The organism is Arthrobacter sp. StoSoilB13, assembly GCF_019977255.1.
Lineage (GTDB): Bacteria > Actinomycetota > Actinomycetes > Actinomycetales > Micrococcaceae > Arthrobacter.
Genome location: NZ_AP024649.1, coordinates 584,494 through 604,354, shown reverse-complemented (window position 1 = coordinate 604,354; position 19,861 = coordinate 584,494). Strand labels below are relative to the sequence as shown.

General features: G+C 62.6%; 18 protein-coding genes. 5 read left to right on the top strand and 13 right to left on the bottom strand.

All coding sequences use genetic code 11. The features are described 5' to 3' along the window. Positions 1–59: 59 nt before the first annotated feature. From LDP01_RS21405 to LDP01_RS21395, 3 genes are read right to left on the bottom strand one after another with little or no spacing between them, the layout of a single operon-like run. A complete protein-coding gene (locus LDP01_RS21405; RefSeq protein WP_224094091.1) occupies positions 60–1,184 on the bottom strand; it encodes an App1 family protein phosphatidate phosphatase in 1,125 nt (374 codons plus the stop codon). A 30-nt stretch (positions 1,185–1,214) separates the two neighbouring features. After that, the gene (locus LDP01_RS21400) at positions 1,215–1,508 is read right to left on the bottom strand and encodes a putative quinol monooxygenase (RefSeq protein WP_224094090.1); all 294 of its coding nucleotides are present in this window, start codon (positions 1,506–1,508) and stop codon (positions 1,215–1,217) included. A gap of 33 nt (positions 1,509–1,541) precedes the next feature. Further along, on the bottom strand, positions 1,542–2,540 hold the full coding sequence (locus tag LDP01_RS21395) for a LacI family DNA-binding transcriptional regulator (RefSeq protein WP_224094089.1): 999 nt from the start codon (positions 2,538–2,540) through the stop codon (positions 1,542–1,544). Between the two features lie 177 nt (positions 2,541–2,717). On the opposite strand from LDP01_RS21395, the gene LDP01_RS21390 reads away from it, so the two are divergent. From LDP01_RS21390 to LDP01_RS21370, 5 genes are all read left to right on the top strand, one after another. Further along, positions 2,718–3,830 (top strand): substrate-binding domain-containing protein, encoded by a 1,113-nt coding sequence (locus LDP01_RS21390; protein WP_224094087.1) that lies wholly within the window; start codon positions 2,718–2,720, stop codon positions 3,828–3,830. A gap of 67 nt (positions 3,831–3,897) precedes the next feature. Continuing rightward, complete coding sequence (locus tag LDP01_RS21385) at positions 3,898–4,896, top strand: ABC transporter permease (protein ID WP_224095113.1); 999 nt, start codon at positions 3,898–3,900, stop codon at positions 4,894–4,896. Beyond that, entirely contained in the window at positions 4,893–5,687 is a 795-nt protein-coding gene (locus LDP01_RS21380) for an ATP-binding cassette domain-containing protein (RefSeq protein ID WP_224094086.1), read from the top strand. The genes LDP01_RS21385 and LDP01_RS21380 overlap by 4 nt, the downstream gene beginning before the upstream one ends. 137 nt (positions 5,688–5,824) lie before the next feature. Continuing rightward, entirely contained in the window at positions 5,825–6,784 is a 960-nt protein-coding gene (locus LDP01_RS21375) for a carbohydrate kinase family protein (protein ID WP_224094085.1), read from the top strand. Between the two features lie 306 nt (positions 6,785–7,090). After that, complete coding sequence (locus tag LDP01_RS21370) at positions 7,091–8,440, top strand: MFS transporter (RefSeq protein WP_224094084.1); 1,350 nt, start codon at positions 7,091–7,093, stop codon at positions 8,438–8,440. Here the strand turns inward: LDP01_RS21370 and LDP01_RS21365 are convergent. The 10 genes from LDP01_RS21365 to LDP01_RS21320 form a co-directional block, all read right to left on the bottom strand. After that, positions 8,437–9,705, bottom strand: coding sequence for an MFS transporter (locus LDP01_RS21365; protein WP_224094083.1), 1,269 nt, complete (start codon positions 9,703–9,705; stop codon positions 8,437–8,439). The genes LDP01_RS21370 and LDP01_RS21365 overlap by 4 nt on opposite strands. Beyond that, on the bottom strand, positions 9,702–10,076 hold the full coding sequence (locus LDP01_RS21360; RefSeq protein WP_224095110.1) for a MarR family transcriptional regulator: 375 nt from the start codon (positions 10,074–10,076) through the stop codon (positions 9,702–9,704). The genes LDP01_RS21365 and LDP01_RS21360 overlap by 4 nt, the downstream gene beginning before the upstream one ends. A 191-nt stretch (positions 10,077–10,267) precedes the next feature. Next, on the bottom strand, positions 10,268–11,881 hold the full coding sequence (locus LDP01_RS21355) for a GMC oxidoreductase (protein WP_224094082.1): 1,614 nt from the start codon (positions 11,879–11,881) through the stop codon (positions 10,268–10,270). A 20-nt stretch (positions 11,882–11,901) separates the two neighbouring features. Beyond that, entirely contained in the window at positions 11,902–13,398 is a 1,497-nt protein-coding gene (locus LDP01_RS21350) for an MDR family MFS transporter (RefSeq protein ID WP_396133553.1), read from the bottom strand. Positions 13,399–13,548: 150 nt separating this feature from the next. Continuing rightward, positions 13,549–14,514 carry a fumarylacetoacetate hydrolase family protein gene (locus LDP01_RS21345; RefSeq protein ID WP_224094080.1) on the bottom strand — a complete coding sequence of 322 codons (966 nt, stop codon included), beginning with the start codon at positions 14,512–14,514 and terminating at the stop codon, positions 13,549–13,551. Next, entirely contained in the window at positions 14,511–15,515 is a 1,005-nt protein-coding gene (locus LDP01_RS21340) for an amidohydrolase family protein (protein ID WP_224094078.1), read from the bottom strand. Before LDP01_RS21340 ends, LDP01_RS21345 begins: the two co-directional genes overlap by 4 nt. Beyond that, the gene (locus tag LDP01_RS21335) at positions 15,512–16,648 is read right to left on the bottom strand and encodes an FAD-dependent monooxygenase (protein WP_224094077.1); all 1,137 of its coding nucleotides are present in this window, start codon (positions 16,646–16,648) and stop codon (positions 15,512–15,514) included. Before LDP01_RS21335 ends, LDP01_RS21340 begins: the two co-directional genes overlap by 4 nt. Positions 16,649–16,677: 29 nt before the next feature. Next, the gene (locus tag LDP01_RS21330; protein WP_224094076.1) at positions 16,678–17,670 is read right to left on the bottom strand and encodes a cyclase family protein; all 993 of its coding nucleotides are present in this window, start codon (positions 17,668–17,670) and stop codon (positions 16,678–16,680) included. 13 nt (positions 17,671–17,683) lie between these two features. After that, positions 17,684–18,673 carry a fumarylacetoacetate hydrolase family protein gene (locus LDP01_RS21325; RefSeq protein ID WP_224094075.1) on the bottom strand — a complete coding sequence of 330 codons (990 nt, stop codon included), beginning with the start codon at positions 18,671–18,673 and terminating at the stop codon, positions 17,684–17,686. Between the two features lie 133 nt (positions 18,674–18,806). Continuing rightward, on the bottom strand, positions 18,807–19,823 hold the full coding sequence (locus tag LDP01_RS21320; RefSeq protein WP_224094074.1) for a VOC family protein: 1,017 nt from the start codon (positions 19,821–19,823) through the stop codon (positions 18,807–18,809). Between the last annotated feature and the right edge of the window lie 38 nt (positions 19,824–19,861).

Sequence of the window (19,861 nt, the reverse complement as noted above, 5' to 3'; positions counted from 1 at the left end):
TCTGCTCTTGGTGGTGGCTGCACCAACAGCCCTGCGGGGTCCCGGCCCGCAGCCGCCGTTCAGTCGCCCTGCTCCGGCTCGTCCGCTGAGCGCACGCTGCTATGGATGATGCCAAGTTCCTCCAGCTGCGCGGACATCCCGGCACCGTCCGGAGCATAGATCCAAGGGATTCCCGGCGTAGGTTGTCCCCCGGACTTCGACCTGCCGCCGGCGAGCACCGCCTCACCTACTGAGAGCTGCCGGATGGCGATCGCCCTGACGTTCTGCGGGTGGTGATGTGCAAACTCGGAATAGATGGCTTCGTCGTGCTGTCCGTCGTCGCCTACAAGCAGCCACTTGATGTGGGGGAACTCCGCTGCGAGGCGTTCCAGGGACGTGCGTTTGTGCTCCCTGCCGCTGCGGAACCAGCGGTCCGGGGTGGGGCCCCAGTCAGTCAAGAGCTTCGGCCCTGCAGGGTAGAGATTGCGGGACAGGAACCGTGACAACGTGGGCGCCACATTCCAGGCCCCGGTGGACAGGTACAGCACGGGGGCCGTCGGCGCCGTCCTGGCGATCCTCTCGTAGAGGACGGCCATTCCCGGCGTTGGTGTCCTCGCATGCTCATTGAGCACGAAAGTATTCCAGGCTGCCAGGAAGGGCCGGGGAAGGGCTGTCACCATCACGGTGTCGTCAATATCGGAGACCACACCGAAGTCTGCGTCATCCGCCACGATTTCCACCGGAGCCTCAACAATTCCGGAACTCCCCGATTGCAGGGTGATCGTGTGCCAGCCAGGATCCAGTGCTGCCTCAATGCGGACATCGACGACGCCTCCACGATCGGCTTCGACGTCGTGGACGGTGCCGGCAATCGTTACCTGTACGGAGGCGTGTGCAACGGGTGCACTGACGAAGTTCCGCCAGCCGCGCATGCTCTCCTGCAAGGGGTTGGCATGGCCGGCGGCGTCCCGGGGGTCACTACGGACAACCCGTGCCAGCACCCGGACCCAGGAAGTTGTGCCGTATCCGGTGTACGGGATGACCGTTTCCACCCGACCCCGCCGGATGGCGAGGCGCGTCTGGAACCTCAGCCACGCGTCGTCGAGCCTGACAGCGAGATGACGGCCCTTGTCGATTCCGGGCGAAAGGGGCTGGGCGGCGTCGCTCGTGGACAAAATGCGCGGTTTCTCAGGACGGCGAAACATGCGTCCAGTCTGGCATGCCCGGGCGGAAGGCTACGATACGGCGTTGAGCCAAGTAAGGACGGAGCCGTCGCCTTCAATGTGTTCGGCCAGTTCGGCGTTGAATTTTCGGCCGTATTCTGCGGTGATGTGCTCCTGGAAGGCTTCCTCGTCGCGGTAGACCTCGAACACGAAATATTCCCGCGGATTGGTTTCGCGCGTGTAGGGCAGGAACGTGACGTTGCCCGGTTCTTGCCGGACGTGCCCTGCGAGTTCTGTCATCATTTCAGCGACCCTGTTTTCGCTGCCTTCCTTGACGGTGAATTCCGCGTACAAGGTTTTCGTCATGTCCGGTCCTTTGGTCGATTGAATGGTTGTTGGTTAGTTCGGGGGCAATATTTCGCCCGAACCCCTGGGAATGAGTTCCGTCGGGACGACATACGTCTGCGGCGGGCGGCTGTCGCCGTCGATCCTTGCAAGGATCCGCTCGGCAGCGAGCTTTCCGATGCGTTCAGGGTGCTGGGCAATGACGGTGACTCCGGGCTCCATCATGTCGGCCAGGGTGAAGTCGTCAAATCCGACCAAGGCGACCTGATGCTGCATACCAAGCGTTTTCAGCGCCCGCATGGCACCGAATGTCACAAGGTTCTGACTGGAGAAAATCGCCGTGGGAGGGTTCTCTGAGGTGAGCAGTTCCTGTGCAGCCCGGAGGGCCGTTTCCTCGTCGTGAAGATTCTCGCGGACCGCAACCGTGGAGGTCGCTATGCCGGAGCTGCCGATCTCGTTCAGGAACCCTGTCCGCCGTTTCACGGCGGTCTGGATATCGGTGCGGTCCCCAAGATAGGCCAACTTGGTGTGGCCATGCTTGATGAGATGTGCAGCAGCCGTCGCCGCGCCCACCTCGTTATCCGTGACTACTGCATCCGCCTCGATACCCACGGGCTCGCGGTCGATGAACACCAACGGCAGGTCCCGTGAGTGTTCGGGGATCATGTACGCCTGGCTCTTGGCGATGGTGGTGAGAACAAGTCCATCCACCCGGCGCCCCAGGAAAGCCGAAATCAGCTTCCGTTCGCGGTCCGGATCGTCATCCAGGCTTGAGGCGAAGACTGCGATCCCCCGCTCGCCAAGGGCATCTTCCATGGCGCGGTGGATCTCGCCGCTGAACGGGTTGGACACGCTCGGAAGCAACAATCCGATGGATTGGGTCTTGCGGCCGGATCGCTTCAGGCTGCCGGCGGTGATGTCCAGGTGGTATTGAAGTTGCTCCGTTGCCCGCAGGACCCGCTGACGGGTTTCCTCCGAAACGCCTGGTTCGTCGTTGACCACCCTTGAGACCGTCTTGATGCCTACCCCGGCAAGGTCAGCAACGTTTTTCATCGTGGGCGGCCTGCGCGCAGGATCGGGTTGGTAACGATTAGACACCGTTGTCAAAGAAACACTCCTCAACTTCAATTAACACTTGACTGCATTGTGTGAGCTTGGTTACATGTTAGCTGACAACGTTGTCATGGGGGAATCACTCGCCATGAGCAGCCACAAAAAACAGGAGTTTCAATGTTGAGTTCCAAAGCTTCGAGGTCGGCAAAGACCCGCCTTCTTGCCGCTGGTGCAGTACTGACGCTGGGCGCGCTAAGCCTGACTGCCTGCGGCGGCGGCTCCTCGCCTTCGTCCAGCGCGGGCAGCAATGAAAAGATCGGCGTTTCGCTGATCGTGAAGACCACGTCCAATCCGTTCTTTGTGTCGATGCAGGATGGCGCCAAGAAGGCTGCCGAAGCTGACGGCGTTGATCTGAAGCTTGCTGCAGGCAAGGCCGATGGTGACGAAGACACCCAGATCCAGGCCATCGAAAACGCGATCTCCAAGGGCGATAAGGGAATTCTCATCACCCCCAACGGCCCGTCCGTGGTGGATGCCCTGAAGAAGGCCAAGGACGCCGGCTTGTTCGTTATTGCCCTGGATACCCCGCCGGACCCTGCCGACGCCGCTGACATCACGTTTGCCACGGACAACTTCGCCGCCGGTGAGCTGATCGGCAAGTGGACGGCCCAGCAGCTGGCGGGCAAGAAAGCTGTGATCGCACTTGTGGACCTCTTCGATGACAAGGTTGTGTCCGTTGACTATAACCGTGACCAGGGCTTCCTGACCGGCATGGGCATCGACACCGCCGACAAGAAGAAGAACGGCGACGAAGCCAAAACGGGCAAGTACACCGGCGGCAAGGGCGGCGAGTACGAAATCGTCGGCAGCCAGGCTTCCCAGGGCGCCGAAGACGGCGGACGTACTGCCATGGAAACCCTGCTGGCCAAGAACCCCAACATCAACGTCGTCTACACGATCAACGAGCCTGCAGCTGCCGGTGCCTTCGAAGCACTGAAATCCGCGGGCAAGGAAAAAGACGCCCTGATCGTCTCCGTTGACGGCGGCTGCTCAGGCGTGAACAACGTCAAGTCCGGCGTCATCGGCGCCACGGCACAGCAGTACCCGGTGAAGATGGCCGAGCTTGGCGTCAAGGCCATTGTCGACCTCGCAAAGACCGGCAAGAAGCCCGCCAACTCCGAGGGCCTGGACTTCTTCAACACCGGAGTGGAGCTCGTCACGGACAAGCCCGTGGACGGCGTGAAGAGCATCACCACCACCGACGCTTCCCAGATCTGCTGGGGCAAGTAAGTTCAGGAGCAAGCTAAAGTGACCCAGCAACAGACCGCCGGCCCCCCCGAGCGCCGGGCACGCTGACCTGGCCGAGGAATTCCTTGACCGCCAAACGCCGCTCAGCAGAATCCGCAACATCCTCCACCGCTACCCCGCCCTCAGCCCGGCCATTGTCCTGCTGATCGCGGTGGTGGTCTTCGGACTCCTCAACGACCGCTTCCTGCGGGTGGAAAACCTTTCCCTGATCACCCAGCAGGTCGCCGTCGTCGGAACCCTGGCCATCGCCCAAACCCTCATCATCCTGACCGCCGGAATCGACCTTTCCGTCGGCGCCGTCATGATCCTGTCCTCTATGGTGATCGCGCAGATGGCCGTCGGCAGCGGAGTCCCGGGTCCCCTGGCCCTCATCGCCGGGCTGATCGTAGGACTTGGTGCAGGCGCCCTGAACGGTTTCCTCGTGACACGATTCCGGCTCCCGCCGTTCATCGTCACGCTGGGAACCCTGAACATCTTCATCGCCCTGACCCTGCTCTACTCCGGCGGCAGCACCGTCCGCGGATCCGCCATGCCCGGCGTGCTCACCTGGCTGGGAAGCACCTTCCCGATCGGGCCAGTCCGCATCTCCACCGGCGTCGTCATGATGCTCCTGCTCTACATCGCCGTCGCCTTCATCCTGGGCAAAACCGCCTGGGGACGGCACGTCTACGCAGTGGGCGATGACAAGGAAGCAGCCCGCCTGGCCGGTATTCCCGTCAACCGCGTCCTCATGAGCGTCTACCTTGCCGCAGGCGCAGTCCTTGCCGTCGGCGCCTGGATCCAGATCGGCCGTACCAACGCCGCAAGCCCCAACGCCGGCGTCGATCTGAACCTTGACTCCATCACCGCCGTCGTAATTGGCGGAACCAGCCTCTTCGGTGGCCGCGGCTCCATCTGGGGTTCGCTGCTCGGGGCGCTGATCGTGGGCGTCTTCCGCAACGGACTCTCCCTGGCCGGCCTGGATGTCCTCTACCAGACCCTCGCGGTGGGCATCCTGATCATCATTGCAGTGTCCGTCGATCAGTGGATCCGAAAGGTCAAGTCATGACCATGACTGAATTTGCAGCCTCACAGACCGAAACCCGCGAGCCCATCCTCAAAGCCAGGAACCTCGTGAAGACCTTCGGCCGGGTGGTTGGCCTCGACGGCGTCAACCTTGACCTCTACCCCGGCGAAGTCCTGGCCATCATCGGCGACAACGGTGCCGGCAAGTCCACGCTCATCAAATGCCTCACCGGCGCCGAGGTTCCGGACACAGGAGAAATCTTCGTATCCGGTCAGCAGGTGCACTTCAAACGGCCACAGGACGCCCGGATCCACGGCATCGAAACCGTCTACCAAAACCTGGCCGTCTCACCGGCACTTGATGTCGCGTCCAACCTGTTCCTCGGCCGTGAAGAGCGCCTTCCCGGGCCCCTGGGGAGCCTGTTCCGGATCCTCGACACCAAGGGCATGCGCAGGAAGGCCAAGGAAGAGCTGACCCGGCTGGGCATTTCCACCCTGCAGGACGTCACTGTACCGGTGGAGAACCTTTCCGGCGGCCAGCGCCAGGCAGTCGCCGTGGCCCGCGCCGCGGCCTTCGGATCCAAGGTGGTCGTCCTTGACGAACCGACGGCGGCACTGGGCGTTCGTGAATCCAACCAGGTACTGCAGTTGGTCCGCGACCTCCGTGACCGTGGCCTGCCTGTCATCCTGATCAGCCACAACATGCCCCACGTGTTTGATGTCGCCGACCGCATCCACATCCAGCGCCTGGGCAAATGCGCGGCCACCATCACCCCGCAATCCCACACCATGACCGACGCCGTCGCCATCATGACAGGTGCAGCCAAAGCCTGACGGGCACCGCCCACCTTCCGTTCCAGCACCGCAAAATCCGCTCCAGCGGAACCCCTCCTCCGTCCGCGGACCTGCCCACAGGTCCGCGGACGGATCCACACCCGGCCGACCAGCCGGTACCGACGAAAGAACCCGAGATGCACAAGCCTCCCCCCGGCCCCTCCGCCCAAGACCAGCTGGATGTTGTTGTCATCGGCGAAGCCCTGATCGACATCGTAAATACCCCGGAAGGAACCATCAGCTATCCAGGAGGATCCCCGGCGAATGTCGCCTATGGCCTTGGCCGGCTCGGCGTATCCACGGGGTTGCTCACAGCAATCGGCGAGGACGACCACGGGAACGCCATCAGCAACCACCTCCAGAGCGCAGGCGTTCGGCTTCTTCCGGGTTCAACGTCCCTGGCACGCACGGCCACGGCGACTGCCACGTTGGCGGCGGACGGCTCGGCCAGCTACGAGTTCGACATCGCCTGGGAACTTGCACCAGTGGCTCCCGCCATGGTCCCGAAAGTCCTTCACACCGGATCCATCGCCACATTCCTGGCCCCGGGAGCCTCCGCCGTCCGCTCCCTTCTTGAGCAAGGACACAAGTCGTGCCTTGTCACGTATGACCCCAATATCCGCCCTGCCCTGCTTGGCAGCCATGCTGAAGCGAAGAGAGTCTTCGAGGACCTGCTCCCGCTCACGGACGTCGTAAAGCTCAGCGACGAAGATGCCCACTGGCTCTACCCGACGTCGTCTCCGGACGAGGTCACGTCCCGCCTGCTCGCCCACGGTGCACGCGTTGCCGTCATCACCCTCGGCGCTGACGGCGCCCTCCTCGCCACGGAGAGTGCGAAGTTCAGCATCCCTTCCGTGAAAACCGAGGTTGCCGACACCATCGGCGCCGGCGACTCCTATATGTCCGCACTCATCTTCGGCCTTTTGGCAGAGGGCGAAGAGGGATTTGCGCCGGGAGCACTGGAAACCATCGGAAGAACTGCCTCGATGGCCGCAGCAATCACGGTCAGCCGCTCCGGAGCCAACCCACCCACCGTTTCGGAACTGCAGGCACGGCTGGACATGTCATCCAGCGCAAGGCTTTCTGTTTCGCGGTAACCACGGTCATTCTCCCGATGGCCTGACTCTTCGATCAAACGGCTGAATCACGACGGCGGCTGGTCGCCCTTTCGGTTCCGAGGAACCAGCGGTTCCCTGGGAACCGTGGCGACCTGCCGCCGTCGTGCGTTTCCCCTCACAGCGACCTTTGACGTATCGCAGGTCACATCGTATGATTAATGAATCGATTCAAGACTCAAGTCGATCCACATGTAACCTTCACCATGCTGAATGAGCACCGCATTGTTCAGTCCTGGATTGGAAGAGTTTTTGTTCCTTGCCAACGACGACAAAGGAGTTCAGCGAATGACCGTCACGCACCGGAGGGATACCCCTTCCACCCAGGACGAGGCCATCGGCCGGAAGGACCCGAAGAAAGCCGCAATGAGCGGCTGGATCGGAAGCGCGCTGGAGTACTACGACTTCGCGCTCTATTCCCTGGCCGCGACGCTGCTTTTCCCAACGATCTTTTTCCCCACGGAGAACCCCACTGTAGGCATCATCGCTTCCCTGGCCACCTATGCCGTGGGATACGTGTCCCGCCCGCTTGGCGCAGTGGTCCTGGGTGCTTACGGTGACAGGCATGGGCGCAAGAAGGTCCTGGTCTTTGCAATGCTGCTCATGGGGTTCGCTACTTTCGCGGTAGGACTCCTGCCAACCTACGGCCAGGTGGGGCTTCTGGCGCCCGTCCTCCTGGTAATCCTGCGTTTGATCCAGGGCTTCGCCGTTGCTGGCGAACTCGGGGGTGCCAGCGCGATGATCGTAGAGCACTCCCCCGATGCCAGGCGCGGCTTCTTCGCGAGCTTCAGCCTTCAGGGCACGCAGGTGGGATCCATCCTCGCCACGGCTGTCCTCATTCCGCTCGCCGCCCTGTTGCCGGATGACCAGTTCCATTCCTGGGGCTGGCGGCTGCCTTTCCTCCTCAGCGCCGTCGTGATTTTGGCCGGCTACATTATCCGCCGCCGCGTGCAGGAGCCGCCCGCATATCTGGCGCAGTCGGAAGAGCCCGGCACCAAACGCAGGTTCCCCCTCGCAGACCTCCTGCGCACCCACCCGTGGGTCCTGGTCCGCTGCGTTGCAATGACGTTCACAAACGTCATCGGCATGGCCACCCTGATCTTCGGCGTATCGTTCGCCACCCAGAAGAGCTATGGCAACGGCTTCTCAAGCAGCGAATTCCTCTGGGTAACCATGGCAGCAAACGTGGCCGCAGTGCTGACTATCCCTTTGTTCGGAGCACTGTCAGACCGGATTGGCCGGCGGACACTCATGGTTGCAGGCAGCATAGCCGGTGGCTTGTTGACCATGGTGTACCTGTGGGCGATCGAACAGGGTAGCCTGCCGCTGATCTTCGTCTGCGTTGTCATCGTCCAGGGCATCCTGTTCCAGATGTGGAACGCCACCTTCGCCACGTTCTTCCAGGAGCAGTTCCCCATGCGGATGCGGGTAACAGGTTTCGCAGTCTCGCAAAACATCGGCCTCATGATCGCCTCGTTCTTCCCGAGCCTGTTCACGGCCATGGCTCCTCCCGGATCAGCGAACATCCCCATGGTCATCGGCCTGACCACTCTGGGCATCTGCCTCGTCTCGGCGCTGGCCACCCTGTTGTCTTCGGACACCAAGGGAAAGACTCTCGAGGACCTTGAGGTCCGCTAGCTGGACGACGCTTGGGTCGCCCGCCTCCGCAGCCATGCACTGCGCACCTGTTCACGGAGCGTCTTTTGGCTGCGACGGCTGACCAGGACCACGCAAGCGACGGCGGTCAAAAGGACTACCACCCCGCCGGATGCCACAGCCCAGCGGGCTCCGAATTCCGTGCCGATCCAGCCCATGAGGGGTGCTCCGATTGCCGTGCCGCCTTGCAGGATGGCCAAGTACAGGGCGAGGACGCGTCCACGGAATTGCGGCTCGACGGACAACTGGATAGTGGTGTTGCAACTGTTCAGGAACGTGATGGACGCCAGCCCTACCGGAACAAGTACTGCCGCATATATCCAGAACGACGGCGAGATGCTCGCCAGGATGGTGAACGCGCCAAGGCTCATTGCGCCGCCGAGCATGAAACGGAGCCTCGGGCCGGACCTGCGGGCCGCCAGCAAGGCACCCCCGAGTGTTCCCACGGCCATGATGGAGCCAAGGAGACCAAACTCCTCCGGCCCCATGCCAAACTCCGCCGTGGACATCAACGAGTTCGTCACCTGGAAGTTCATGCCAAAGGCACCCAACAGCCCCACCATCAGCAAAATGAGGACCAGGTCAGGGCGTTGGCGCACGTACTGCAGTCCTTCGGTTAATTGGTGCTTGCCGCGGGCCACCGGCGTTGCCGGCTCCAGCTCGGCGGCCTTAACCCGGGAGAGGGAAACGATGACGGCCACAAAGCTCGCTGCGTTGAGAAGGAACACCGGCCCCGTTCCGATCCAGGCAATGAGCACGCCGGCGATGGCGGGCCCCGTCAGCCTGGCGCTGTTGAAGGACGCAGAGTTCAGCGCCACGGCATTGGAGAGCTTCTCCGGGCCAACAAGTTCCGACACGAACGCCTGACGGGCCGGGCCATCGATTGCGGCAGCCAGTCCCAAGGCAAGGGCGGCGAGGTAGACGTGCCACAACTGGGCCACGCCCGTTACCACCAGAAGGCCAACGATCAGCCCGCAGATTCCCATGGCCGTTTGGGTCCACAGGAGGATCACGCGCTTTCGGTAGCGGTCGGCCAGGACGCCCGCATACGGCCCAAGAAGGAGCATGGGCAGGAATTGCAGCGCCGTGGTGATGCCCACTGCGGTTCCGGAGTGATTCGTGAGGACCGTCAGGACCAGCCAGTCCTGTGCCACCCGCTGCATCCAGGTGCCGACGTTGGACACCAGCGCACCACCAGCCCAAAGCCGGTAATTGGGGCTCTCGAGGGCACGGAACATGGCACTCACTTGGCGCTCATCTCCTGCATGATGCGCGCGGCCCGGCTTAGCGTCAGCCGATCCTCCGCACTGAGTCCTGCTACGCGCTGCGCCAGCCAGGCAGTCCGCTGGCTGCGGGCCTCGGCCAGGACTTCCTGGCCCGCTGGAGTAATGCTGATGTGGACCTGCCGGCCGTCTTCGGGGTTGGCCTGCCGTGACACGAAGCCTTGCCCGGACAGGGCGTTCACGATCCGGGTCATCGACGGCGCCTGGACGTGCTCCAGCTCGGCCAGTTCCCGTAACGTCTGCGAACCGGAGTTGAGGTGGGCGAGCACCGTGTACTGCCCAGGGGTAATCACCTCGCCGGTCGCTTCGATTCGCAGCCTGCGGGATGTTCGCATCACTGCGGTTCGAAGATCAATGGCGAGGACGTCGGCTTGAATCTCCGCCGGTCCGTCGTCGATAGCTGCGCTCACAGGGAGACGCCTCCTGAGGTTTGGCATAATAGTTAGCAGTGCTAATTAGCTCCGCTAACTATTATGCTCCTCCCCCGGCGGCCTGTCCACGGAATGTGATCAGGCCAATGCCACAGTCACGCCCTGCTATGGACCACCTCTTCGTTGACCGACGAGCTTGGGGCGGCCAACTCCTCCACCAGTTTCCGGGCGCCGCGCACTGCGATGGCCACGCTCATCAGCGTCGGGTTCATGGCAGTAGCCGTCGGAATCAGCGCGTTCCCACCGACCACCAGATTTCCGTAGCCCCATACACGTGACCATGGGTCCGCAACGGACGTACCGTCGTCGGATGCGCCCATACGCATGGTCCCCTGGTAGTGGAGGCTGGAGCCGTTTGGCATGAGCCGCGGTTCGGCTACGAAGACCCCCAGCGCCTTGCCCGCCCGGAGCAGCCGTGCGGTGGCATCTTCGATTTCAACGTGCTCCCTCTCGGTGAGGGCGTAGCTGATGGTCATGTTCGGGAAACCGCGATAGTCCAGCTCGTTGTCGTCAAAAGTCACGCCGTCCTCAAAACGCGGGTGCTTGCGCATGCCATAGCCCATATTTACGTAGCCCCAGCGGTTCCGTGCGTAAGGAGCATCAGGGTCCATGGGGAACGGTGTCGTTTCGGAATACATGACCTGGACGGAGAAGGGATGCTCCGGTTCGGAGAAGGGGATCCGGTTGACGGCAGCCACGGGATCGGCTGGGTTCTGGGCGCGCCGTGCAAGTTCGGCCTCCAGATCCGATTCGCTCGCAAACCGTTCCATCTTCTCCGGATCAAGGGCGACTGTGGAGATGACCACCGGATGTTCCGTGAGGTAGTGGCCCAGCGCGGCAGGCCGAACGCCGGAAGCCCACAGCAGTTGCGGCGACCGGAATGCATCCGCGGCCACCACGACTACGTCTGCCGGGACAAAAGTGGTTTCTCCCGTGCGAAGGTTTTCCACAGTGACACCGGTGGCCCGTTTTCCCTCCGTTTCCACCCGGCGTACCAGGGTGAGATCACGGAGTTCGAAGCGCCCGGACAACGGAGACCCGGGATCGATGAGTGGACCGAGGACAACATCGGCACCTGCCCATCGCATGGAACCGTCAGGCTGGGGATCGCCCGCGACGGGCAGGGTACCCACCCCATAACCCTCCGGCAGCTCGCCGGCGAACTCTTCTTCCAGGAGCGACCGAATGGCGGCCCCGACTCCCGAATCAGCGAACGCTGCGCTCTGCACATGGAGGAGGCCCTTCGCCGAGGTGATGAGGTTCTCCCACTCGTCGTCGGCGATGAACGGGATCTTCTCGCTGAAAGCCGGCGACGGCGTTGCGCATGTCCAGTGCGCCCCCTGCCCACCGACGTTGGTCGCCGCCGCTGCGGCCGGGAAAGTTTCGGCGTGGGCCGACCCCGGTCCGCCGAAGTCAAGGAGGTGGGTACCTTGGCGGGCGGTGAACATGCCTTCAGTCACGGTCCCGGCAGGAATACCCAACGACTCCCGGAACGCGCCGGACTGCGGCCCCTGCGACATCTCCCGTGCCCTGGCCTTCTGATCGGGGTCGGCAATGTTGCGGACGCTTTCGCCTGGCCGGCCGGTCAACTGCGGGCCGGCTTCAAACATGATCACGTGGGCGTCGGGGGTGCCTTCAACCAGCAACCGTGCGTACGTTGAGCCGATCGGCCCGCTGCCAACAATGGCAATGGTCGGATTCTTGGACATTGTTTCTCCTTGGTGCAAGGTCAGGCCGAAAGGGTTTCGGAGACTTCTGGGCGGGTGCTTTGTGGTTCGTCCGCCAACCGTCCTTGCGGCAGCAGGACGGCGGCGATGATGCCAATGGCATAGGTAACGGCGAGCGCGATGAAGATCGGAGAGAACACAGCCCCATAGATTCCCGCAACAACGTCCTGGGTTTCAGGCGGAGCCTGGTGAACGGCGTGGGGCGTGAGGTTCGCGGCGTCCATTCCTGCGGGGAGCAGCGCTGCGACGCCTGAACCAATGGTTCCGCCAATAATGGCGGTGGCTACGGTGGAGCCAACCTGCCGCACGAGGTTGACCGTTGCTGTGATGCTTCCGGTCTGGTTGGCCGGTGCGGCGCTTTGAACTACCGCAACAATGAGGCTCATGAACGATCCGGTCCCCATTCCAACGAAGCCCATGACGATCATCGGCACCCACAGGGGAAGTCCGATCGGCAGCCATGCCATGACAAACAGCCCTGCCGCCCCCATGCACGTCCCAATAATGGGAAAGATCCGATAGCGGCCGGTGCGGCTGGCAAGCCATCCGGTGAGGAGGTTGCTGACCAGCATGCCCAGGACCGTGGCTATGGGCACCAGCCCGGATACTGTGACGCTGATCCGGTAGGCCATCTGGAAATAGGTGGGCAGGTACGCGGTGATGGAGAAAAGCCCGACGCCGATAATCGCCGAGAGCGCGGTGCCGGCGGCTATGGTCCTGTTGGCGAAGAACCGCAAAGGGACGATTGGCTCGGGGGCGCGGCGCTCGATGATGAAGAAGGCCATCAAAGCCACAACACTGACGGCCAGGGCGCTGATGGCCTGTACACCAAGGCTTCGTTCGGCGGTCCATGTGACGCCGAGGACCAGGAAGACCAGGCCCAGCGTGAAGGCGCATGCACCGGCCACATCGTAGTGCCTCGGAATCTGGCCCCGCTCAAGTCGGGGAACCGCAATAAAGGCCAAAACCAAGGCAACAACGCCCACGGGGATGTTGATCCAGAAAACCCAGGACCAGCCCCAGTAGTCTGTGATCGCTCCGCCGAGGACGGGCCCTACCAGGATCGCAATTGGAAACGCCGCCCCGATGGCCGCCAGGTATCGCGGACGCTCACGCGGTGTGGTCACGTTGGCAACAATGGTCTGGGACATGAGCTGCAGCCCGGCTGAACTCATTCCCTGGATCACCCGGGATGCAACCAGCCAGGTGATGTCATCGGCGAATCCGCAGGCCAGGGATGCGAGCAGGAAGATCACCAGGGAAGCGAGAAAGACGCGTCGCGGCCCCAGCACGTCCCCGAGTTTTCCCAGCACGGGCAACAGGACGGTACTGGCGAGGGTGTATCCCACCACAACCCAGCTCATAAGCTCCAGGGCGCCGAGTTCCCCGGCGATGGTGGCAAGTGAAGTTGAGACCACCGTGTGGTCCAGTGCCCCCAGGAAGGACACGCTCAAGAGGGAGGCGACGAGGAACCGAAGTCTCAAAGTAGAAAGTGGCATGGGGTTTCTGCCCGAACGATCGGGCTGTCGACGCGACGGTCTGTGCCTCGGCAGCATCCTCACTGCCGAGAACGGATCCTGGTGGGGATCCCGACGCCACTTTCATTTTAGATCACACTTTGGTCTAAAAGCAACAAAAGATTGTTCTTCTTAGACTCTGGAGCGGGCGCGGTTTCGGTTCCTCGCTCGAGGCACAAGAGGGCCCTCGACGGCGGCACCCACCGTACCTGTCAACTCACCAATGCCTTCCACCACCATGCGCACTTCGTCGCCAGCAGTGAGCGGTGCAGGGTTAAGTTCGCCGCGGCGACCCCACAGTTCACCCAGGCATCCGCCATTGCCCACGGTGCCGGAGCCCAGGACATCGCCAAAAACCACCCTCGAGTTCCTCGAGGCGTAGGAGACGAGCTCGGGGAAGGTCCACCCCATATTGGAGACCAGGTCCTCCCCCACCCGTTCACCATTGACGAAGACCTCTGCCCTCAGTGCCAGGAATCCATCAGCGTCCACGTACGGTTCCAACTCATCCGCCGTGACGATCCACGGCCCAAGGCTGGTGCCAAAGTCCTTTCCCTTGGCAGGGCCAAGGCGGACCTTCATTTCCCTCGACTGGATATCCCTCGCGGACCAGTCGTTCATGATTGTGTAGCCGAAAATAGCTTCGGCAGCCCCATGGCCGGAAAGGTTGGCGCCTCCGGGACCACCCAGCACGGCAGCGATCTCCAGCTCGAAGTCGAGTCGCTGCGTCACCGGCGGAATGACAGGCTCACCAGGCCCCAACACCGTATGGGGATTCGTGAAATAGAACGTTGGCGCCTCGTACCACTCAGGCACCACTTCGCTCTTGCCGTCAACGGAAGCACTGACGCCTTCAACATGTTCCTCGAAGGCAACGAAATCCCTGATCGCCGCCGGAACCAACGGCGCAAGGAGCTGGACAGCGCCCAGCGGCCGTCCGCCGTCGTGGTTCACCCGACCGAACAGTTCACGGGCGCCTGCCAGACCGCGGGCCAGGACCTCTGCAACCCGCAGGCCATTGGGAAACGGTACTGCCTTGTCCCCAATGATGAAGCCCTCGCCAGTTTCGGCGCCGTCCTGCCAGCGCGCAATCTTCATGCCCGCACCCGCTGCGCCAACAATGCCTCGGCATTGCCGGAAAGGATCCTGTCAATCACATCATCCGGCAGCCCGGCGGCGCGGACCTCGGCAACAGGATCATCGGACCCCATATCGAACGGGAAATCGCTACCCATGAGGACCTGGGAGGGCCCCGCGACTTCCACGAGGTGGCGCAATGCCGATGGATCGTGGACCACCGTATCGAACCAGATCCGTCGCAAATAGCTCGATGGCTCATTACTGCAACCGTGGGCTTCCGGACGTACCCGCCAGGCGTGGTCGGAACGGCCGATGGCCGTTGGCAGATATCCACCGCCGTGGGCGGCGAGGATTTTCAGACCGGGGTGACGGTCCAGCACTCCCGAGAAGATCAGGTGCGAAAGTCCTACGGCGTTTTCGGCTGGCTGGCCCACGGTGTTGGACAGATAGAACTTATCCAGGCGCTCATCCAGGCTGCAGCCGAAAGGGTGCAGGAAGACCACGACACCCAACTCCTCCACCCGCGACCAGAGGGGTTCCAGCCGTTCATCGGACAACTCGACGTCGCCGGCAAACGAGGAAACTTCGATGCCGGCAAGACCCCTGCCGAGGATGGCGTCATCCACGCATTCCACAATGCGTTCCGGGTGCTGCAGCGGCACCAAACCCAGGCCGGTCAGCCGCTCCGGTGCCTGGGCGACGTGCTCCGCAACCAGGCGGTTGGCCTCTGTGGCGGTCCACACGGCGAGACCTTCTTCGGCCCAGGGATAGAAATGGTTCGGGGACGCACTGACCCACTGATGGTCCACCCCTTGCGCATCCATGGCACCCAGGCGGGCCTTCACATCTGTCAGCCGAGGGAACCGTTCGCCGATCATGCGTCCGGAAGCAGCGAGACTTTCGGGTCCGTTCCGTCGCGCCTCCAGGTCCGCCGCCGCTTTGAAAGCCTCAGGGGCACGCCGTTCAACCTCAGCCTGAAGAGAGGGCAGGAGCACATGGGCGTGAACATCGGTCGTCATGCCGGCACCGCCATTTTCTCCGCAATGCCGAAGAGCAAGCCCGGGGCGTCTGCGTCCTTCTTACCCTCGATCTGCCACTGGCCCAGCTGAACGGATGCATCCACCACAGCTTGGACGCGCGGAACCCGACGCTCGTGGAAGCTGTCCCAGAGCTTGTCATCGAGGGCATCCGAGCCAATCAGCAATTCAGCCAAAACCACAGCGTCTTCGAGCGCCTGTGCTGCACCCTGCGCGATGGTGGGCGGGCAACTGTGGGCGGCATCGCCGATGATCACCACCGGGCCCCGGTTCCAGCGGCCGGGCACCAGGTGCTTGGTGAACCACGTGTAGTTGACTTTCGCAGCCGAACCCAGATCTTCGCGGATGGAAGCCCACGGGCCGCCGTAGGCCATGGACTCCCCGCGCATGATGTTTACGGCTTCCTCATCCGAAACCCCGAAACGGTCTTGCGCCTTCTCGACCAGGAATGCGTACATCGTGTCCTCGCCCGTGGGCGTGTATCCGGCAATGTATACCGGTCCGCCGTAGTAGAGCTCACTGTGTTCCACTTCCTTGGGGCGGGAGACGAAGGCACGCCAGATGCCCATACCAGTGGTTTCGGGGGCGGTGTCGATGCCCATGAGTCCCCGAACAGAGGAATTAACTCCGTCCGCACCAATCAGGAGGTCGTAGCTTCCCGCAGGGGCCTCGTTGACGAAGACCTCCACCTTCTGGTCATCACGGACGTCAAATCCGGTGACCTTGGCTCCGAAGGTGACCTTCGCTCCGGCTTTTTCGGCGTGCTTCAGCAGGATGCCGGCGAGGTCGGGACGGTACATTCCCATGCAGGCGGGGTAGTCCGGTCCCCCGGTCTTCACCTCGGGGAGTTGGGCGATGACGGGCGCATCGGGTCCGGGAGCCCGCAAGGTCAGCCCTTCGAAAGCCATACCCTTCTTACGCACGTCTTCCCAGACACCCAGGGAGTCGAAGACGCGCAGTGCATTGCCCTGCAGCGTGATGCCCGAGCCCAGGGCGCTCAGTTCCGGCTTTACTTCAAAAACGTCGACGGCGACCCCCGCCTTTGCGAGCTGGATGGCGGCCGCCATGGCAGCAACACCGCTGCCGGCGATCGCTACCTTCTGGACTGCTGTCATGATTACCCCTTGGGTTGTTATCGGGTTGATTAGTGGATCGCGATGGGATTGATGGGCGAACCAACGGCACCTGTGATCGGCAAAGGAGCCGCGACGAGGAGGAACTCGTAGCGGCCGCGTTCACGACACTTCTCCGCGATGCCGTCCAGGTCCCACAACTCACCTACCGTGAGTCCCATGTTGGGAATGACCACCTGGTGAAGTGGCTGGAAGGCCGGAACATCAAACTCATTCGGACGGACTTCGAAGCCCCACGTGTCAGTGGCGATGGCCGCGATCTCGGTTCTGTGCAGCCAGCCGGCCGTCGTCAAGGAAAGTCCAGGCGCCGGGCCTCCGGCATAATCGCCCCAGCCATCCCGCTTCGCGCGGGTCAACTGTCCTGTCCTCACCAGCACGATGTCGCCCGTGCCAACAACACTGCTGGCTCCCTGGGCTTCGATGCAGGACTCCAGATCTGCCGTGGAGATCGCGTAGCCGTCCGGCAGCTCGCCCGTTTCCGGATGCAGGTGACGGCCTAGATCCAGCAGGACACCGCGGGAGACAGGAGCCGCCGCCGCGTGCTCGATTCCGGTGACAAGATCGCCGTCGCTCGTGACGACGTCGCCGGCCCTTCGCCCGTTCCAGGCGGCACCGTGGTCAAAGATGTGACCGAGTCCGTCCCATTGGGTGGAGCACTGAAGCGGCATGGAAATGACATCATCCGCACCGCCCAATCCATGGGGAAAGCCCTGCGTGCCCCGCTCGGCATCCGTTCCGGTGTCCAGCATGGTGTGCACCGGGTTGGTGCGCCGACGCCAGCCTTTTTGTGGCCCATTCATATCGAAGGGCTGGGATAGCGAGGTGACGTCGCCGTCCCGCACCAATGCAGCCGCTTGTTTCCGCTTGGCAGCGTCGATGAAGTTAAGCGTGCCGAGGACATCGTCTTCGCCCCACCGCCCCCAGTTCCGGTAGGCCTTGCCACGGCGGGAGATTTCGCCTTCGGGGTCGGTGCGGTCCAGCAGGTCGGGATTATCCAGGTTCATTGCCCCGCCCACCCTAGGCTTGCCCGGCTGCTTGGCTGGCGACTGGCTCGGCGACGCAGCGCACTACCTGCGTTCCAAGGCCCTGGATACTTCCTGTCATGACATCGCCGTCCCGGAGCAGCCTTCCCCAGTGGGCACCGTTGCCCGCCGGGCTTCCGGTCAGCAGGAGGTCCCCCGGCAGGAGCGGCATATTCTGCGAAGCGGCAGAGACCAGTGCCGGGATATCAAAGAGGAGGTCGTCGGTAGTTGCGTCCTGCATGACATCACCATTGAGTTCGAGCCGTACTTTCAGCTTGGCAGGATCCACGAATTGCGCCGGTACAAGGAACGGGCCTGTCGGGAGGAACCCAGGCGCGTTCTTGCCGCGGTACCAGTCCGTGCCAATTTCCTTCATGTCGCGTCGGAAAACCAGGTCCCGCGTAGTGATGTCATTGACCACCGTGTACCCGGCAACGTGCTGCATCGCTTCTTCGCGGCCAACCCTGAAGGCCTCTTTTCCAATGACCACAGCCAGCTCCAACTCCCAGTCGTGCTTCTCGCTGTAGCTTGGGAGAACCAGCGGCACGTCGTCACCAACAACACACGCAGGAAGGCCGATGAAGAAATAGGGCTCACCGTTTGCCTGGCGGTCGTCCATCATCTTGCCGGCCCATTCGCGGGCTTCCTCCGGTGTGCGGGGGTCGTTCTTGTCCAAGCCCGCGACGACGAGGTCGATCACGTGCGTCCTGTAGTTGGCACCCGTTTGCAGCACTTGTCTGGGTTCCACAGGAGCCGTGAGAACAACGCTTTCCAGCGGAAGCCAGGGACCCTCGCCTTGGGCAAGCTTTTCCAGGCGGTCCCAGTCAGGCGTGGCCAGGAAGGCGTTGAGACCGGGGGCACCCAGCTCCTGGGGACCCAGCGGCCGGATCCGGTCACCGGCAATGAGCCCCAGCCGTACCTCGTCCCCGGCCCGGTAACGCGCGAGTGCGAACGGTGCTTCCAACTGGCCTGACGTCGTCGTCATGAACGTAACTCCCCTCGTGGACCGTCCTCGGTCCACTTTCATTTAATGTCGGAATTCGACATAAGTAAATCAGTTTGTGGTTATAGCGGTTATCACCGGCATGGATGCCCATGCCGGTGATAACCGTAAGGTTCTAGCCCTGGCCCTGGCGGGCGTAGGGGTTGAACAGGGCTTCCTTGATCTCGTCCGGAACGCCCTCTTCGGTGGCGCTGGGGCCGTCTGCCGGAGGGAAGGACTCCGTCATGGACATCGGCATGGCGCCGTTCCGGTACATGTTGTTCGAACCAATGGACGGGGTCCACGTGTTCGGCTCCCAGTCGGGAACGTAGTTGCGGTAGCCGCCCGTATTGAGCTCGATGCGAAGGGATGACGGCTCCCGGTAGTAGAGGAAGTTCTGCTCGCCGATGCCATGGATGGAGGGGCCATATTCGATCGGAATGCCGTTTTCCATCAGGGTGTCCGCGGCGATCAGGAGTTCTTCGCGGGTATCCACCCAGAAGGCGTAGTGGTTGATGCGTCCAGCGCGCGTGGAGCCGTCCAGGACCACGCCGAGGTCGTGGGACTTCTCGTTGGTGGTCAGCACGGAGAACACCGAGATGGGGGCCTCGTCCAGGACGGTCCGGGCCATGATGCGGAAGCCAAGAACATCGTTGTACCACTTGGCGAACCCGTCCACGTCACTGGTTGCGATGGTCACGTGGTCAAGCTGGCGGGGTGCGCCTGCCACCTTGCTGCGGCGCGCCGGGCGGTCCGGGTAGATTGAAAGATCCTGGCCCTCACCCTGGTATCGCGTAACGTCCCAGTGCAGTGTCATGCTGTGGCCCCACGGCCCCACGAAGCGGTAGCCACGGCCAATGCCATGGATATCCGTCCATTCGCCGTTGACCCCTGCCGCTTCGATGCGTCGCACCGCTTCGTCCAGTGCCTCGGCGCTGGACGTCCGCCATGCCATGGTTACCAGTGCCGGCTCGTCGCCCGGAACAACAACCACGCTGTAGCGGTAGTAGTCACCCCAGCACCGGAGGTAGACGGCGCCGTCAACGCGGTCCACAACCTTGAGCCCCACCTGGTTGACGTAAAAATCAACGGAGGCTTCGACGTCGGGAGTGGTAATTGCTACGTAGGAGAGGTGGGAGAGAAGCTTGATCATCTTCGATCCTTTCAGTGGTCTGTAAATCTGCCCACATC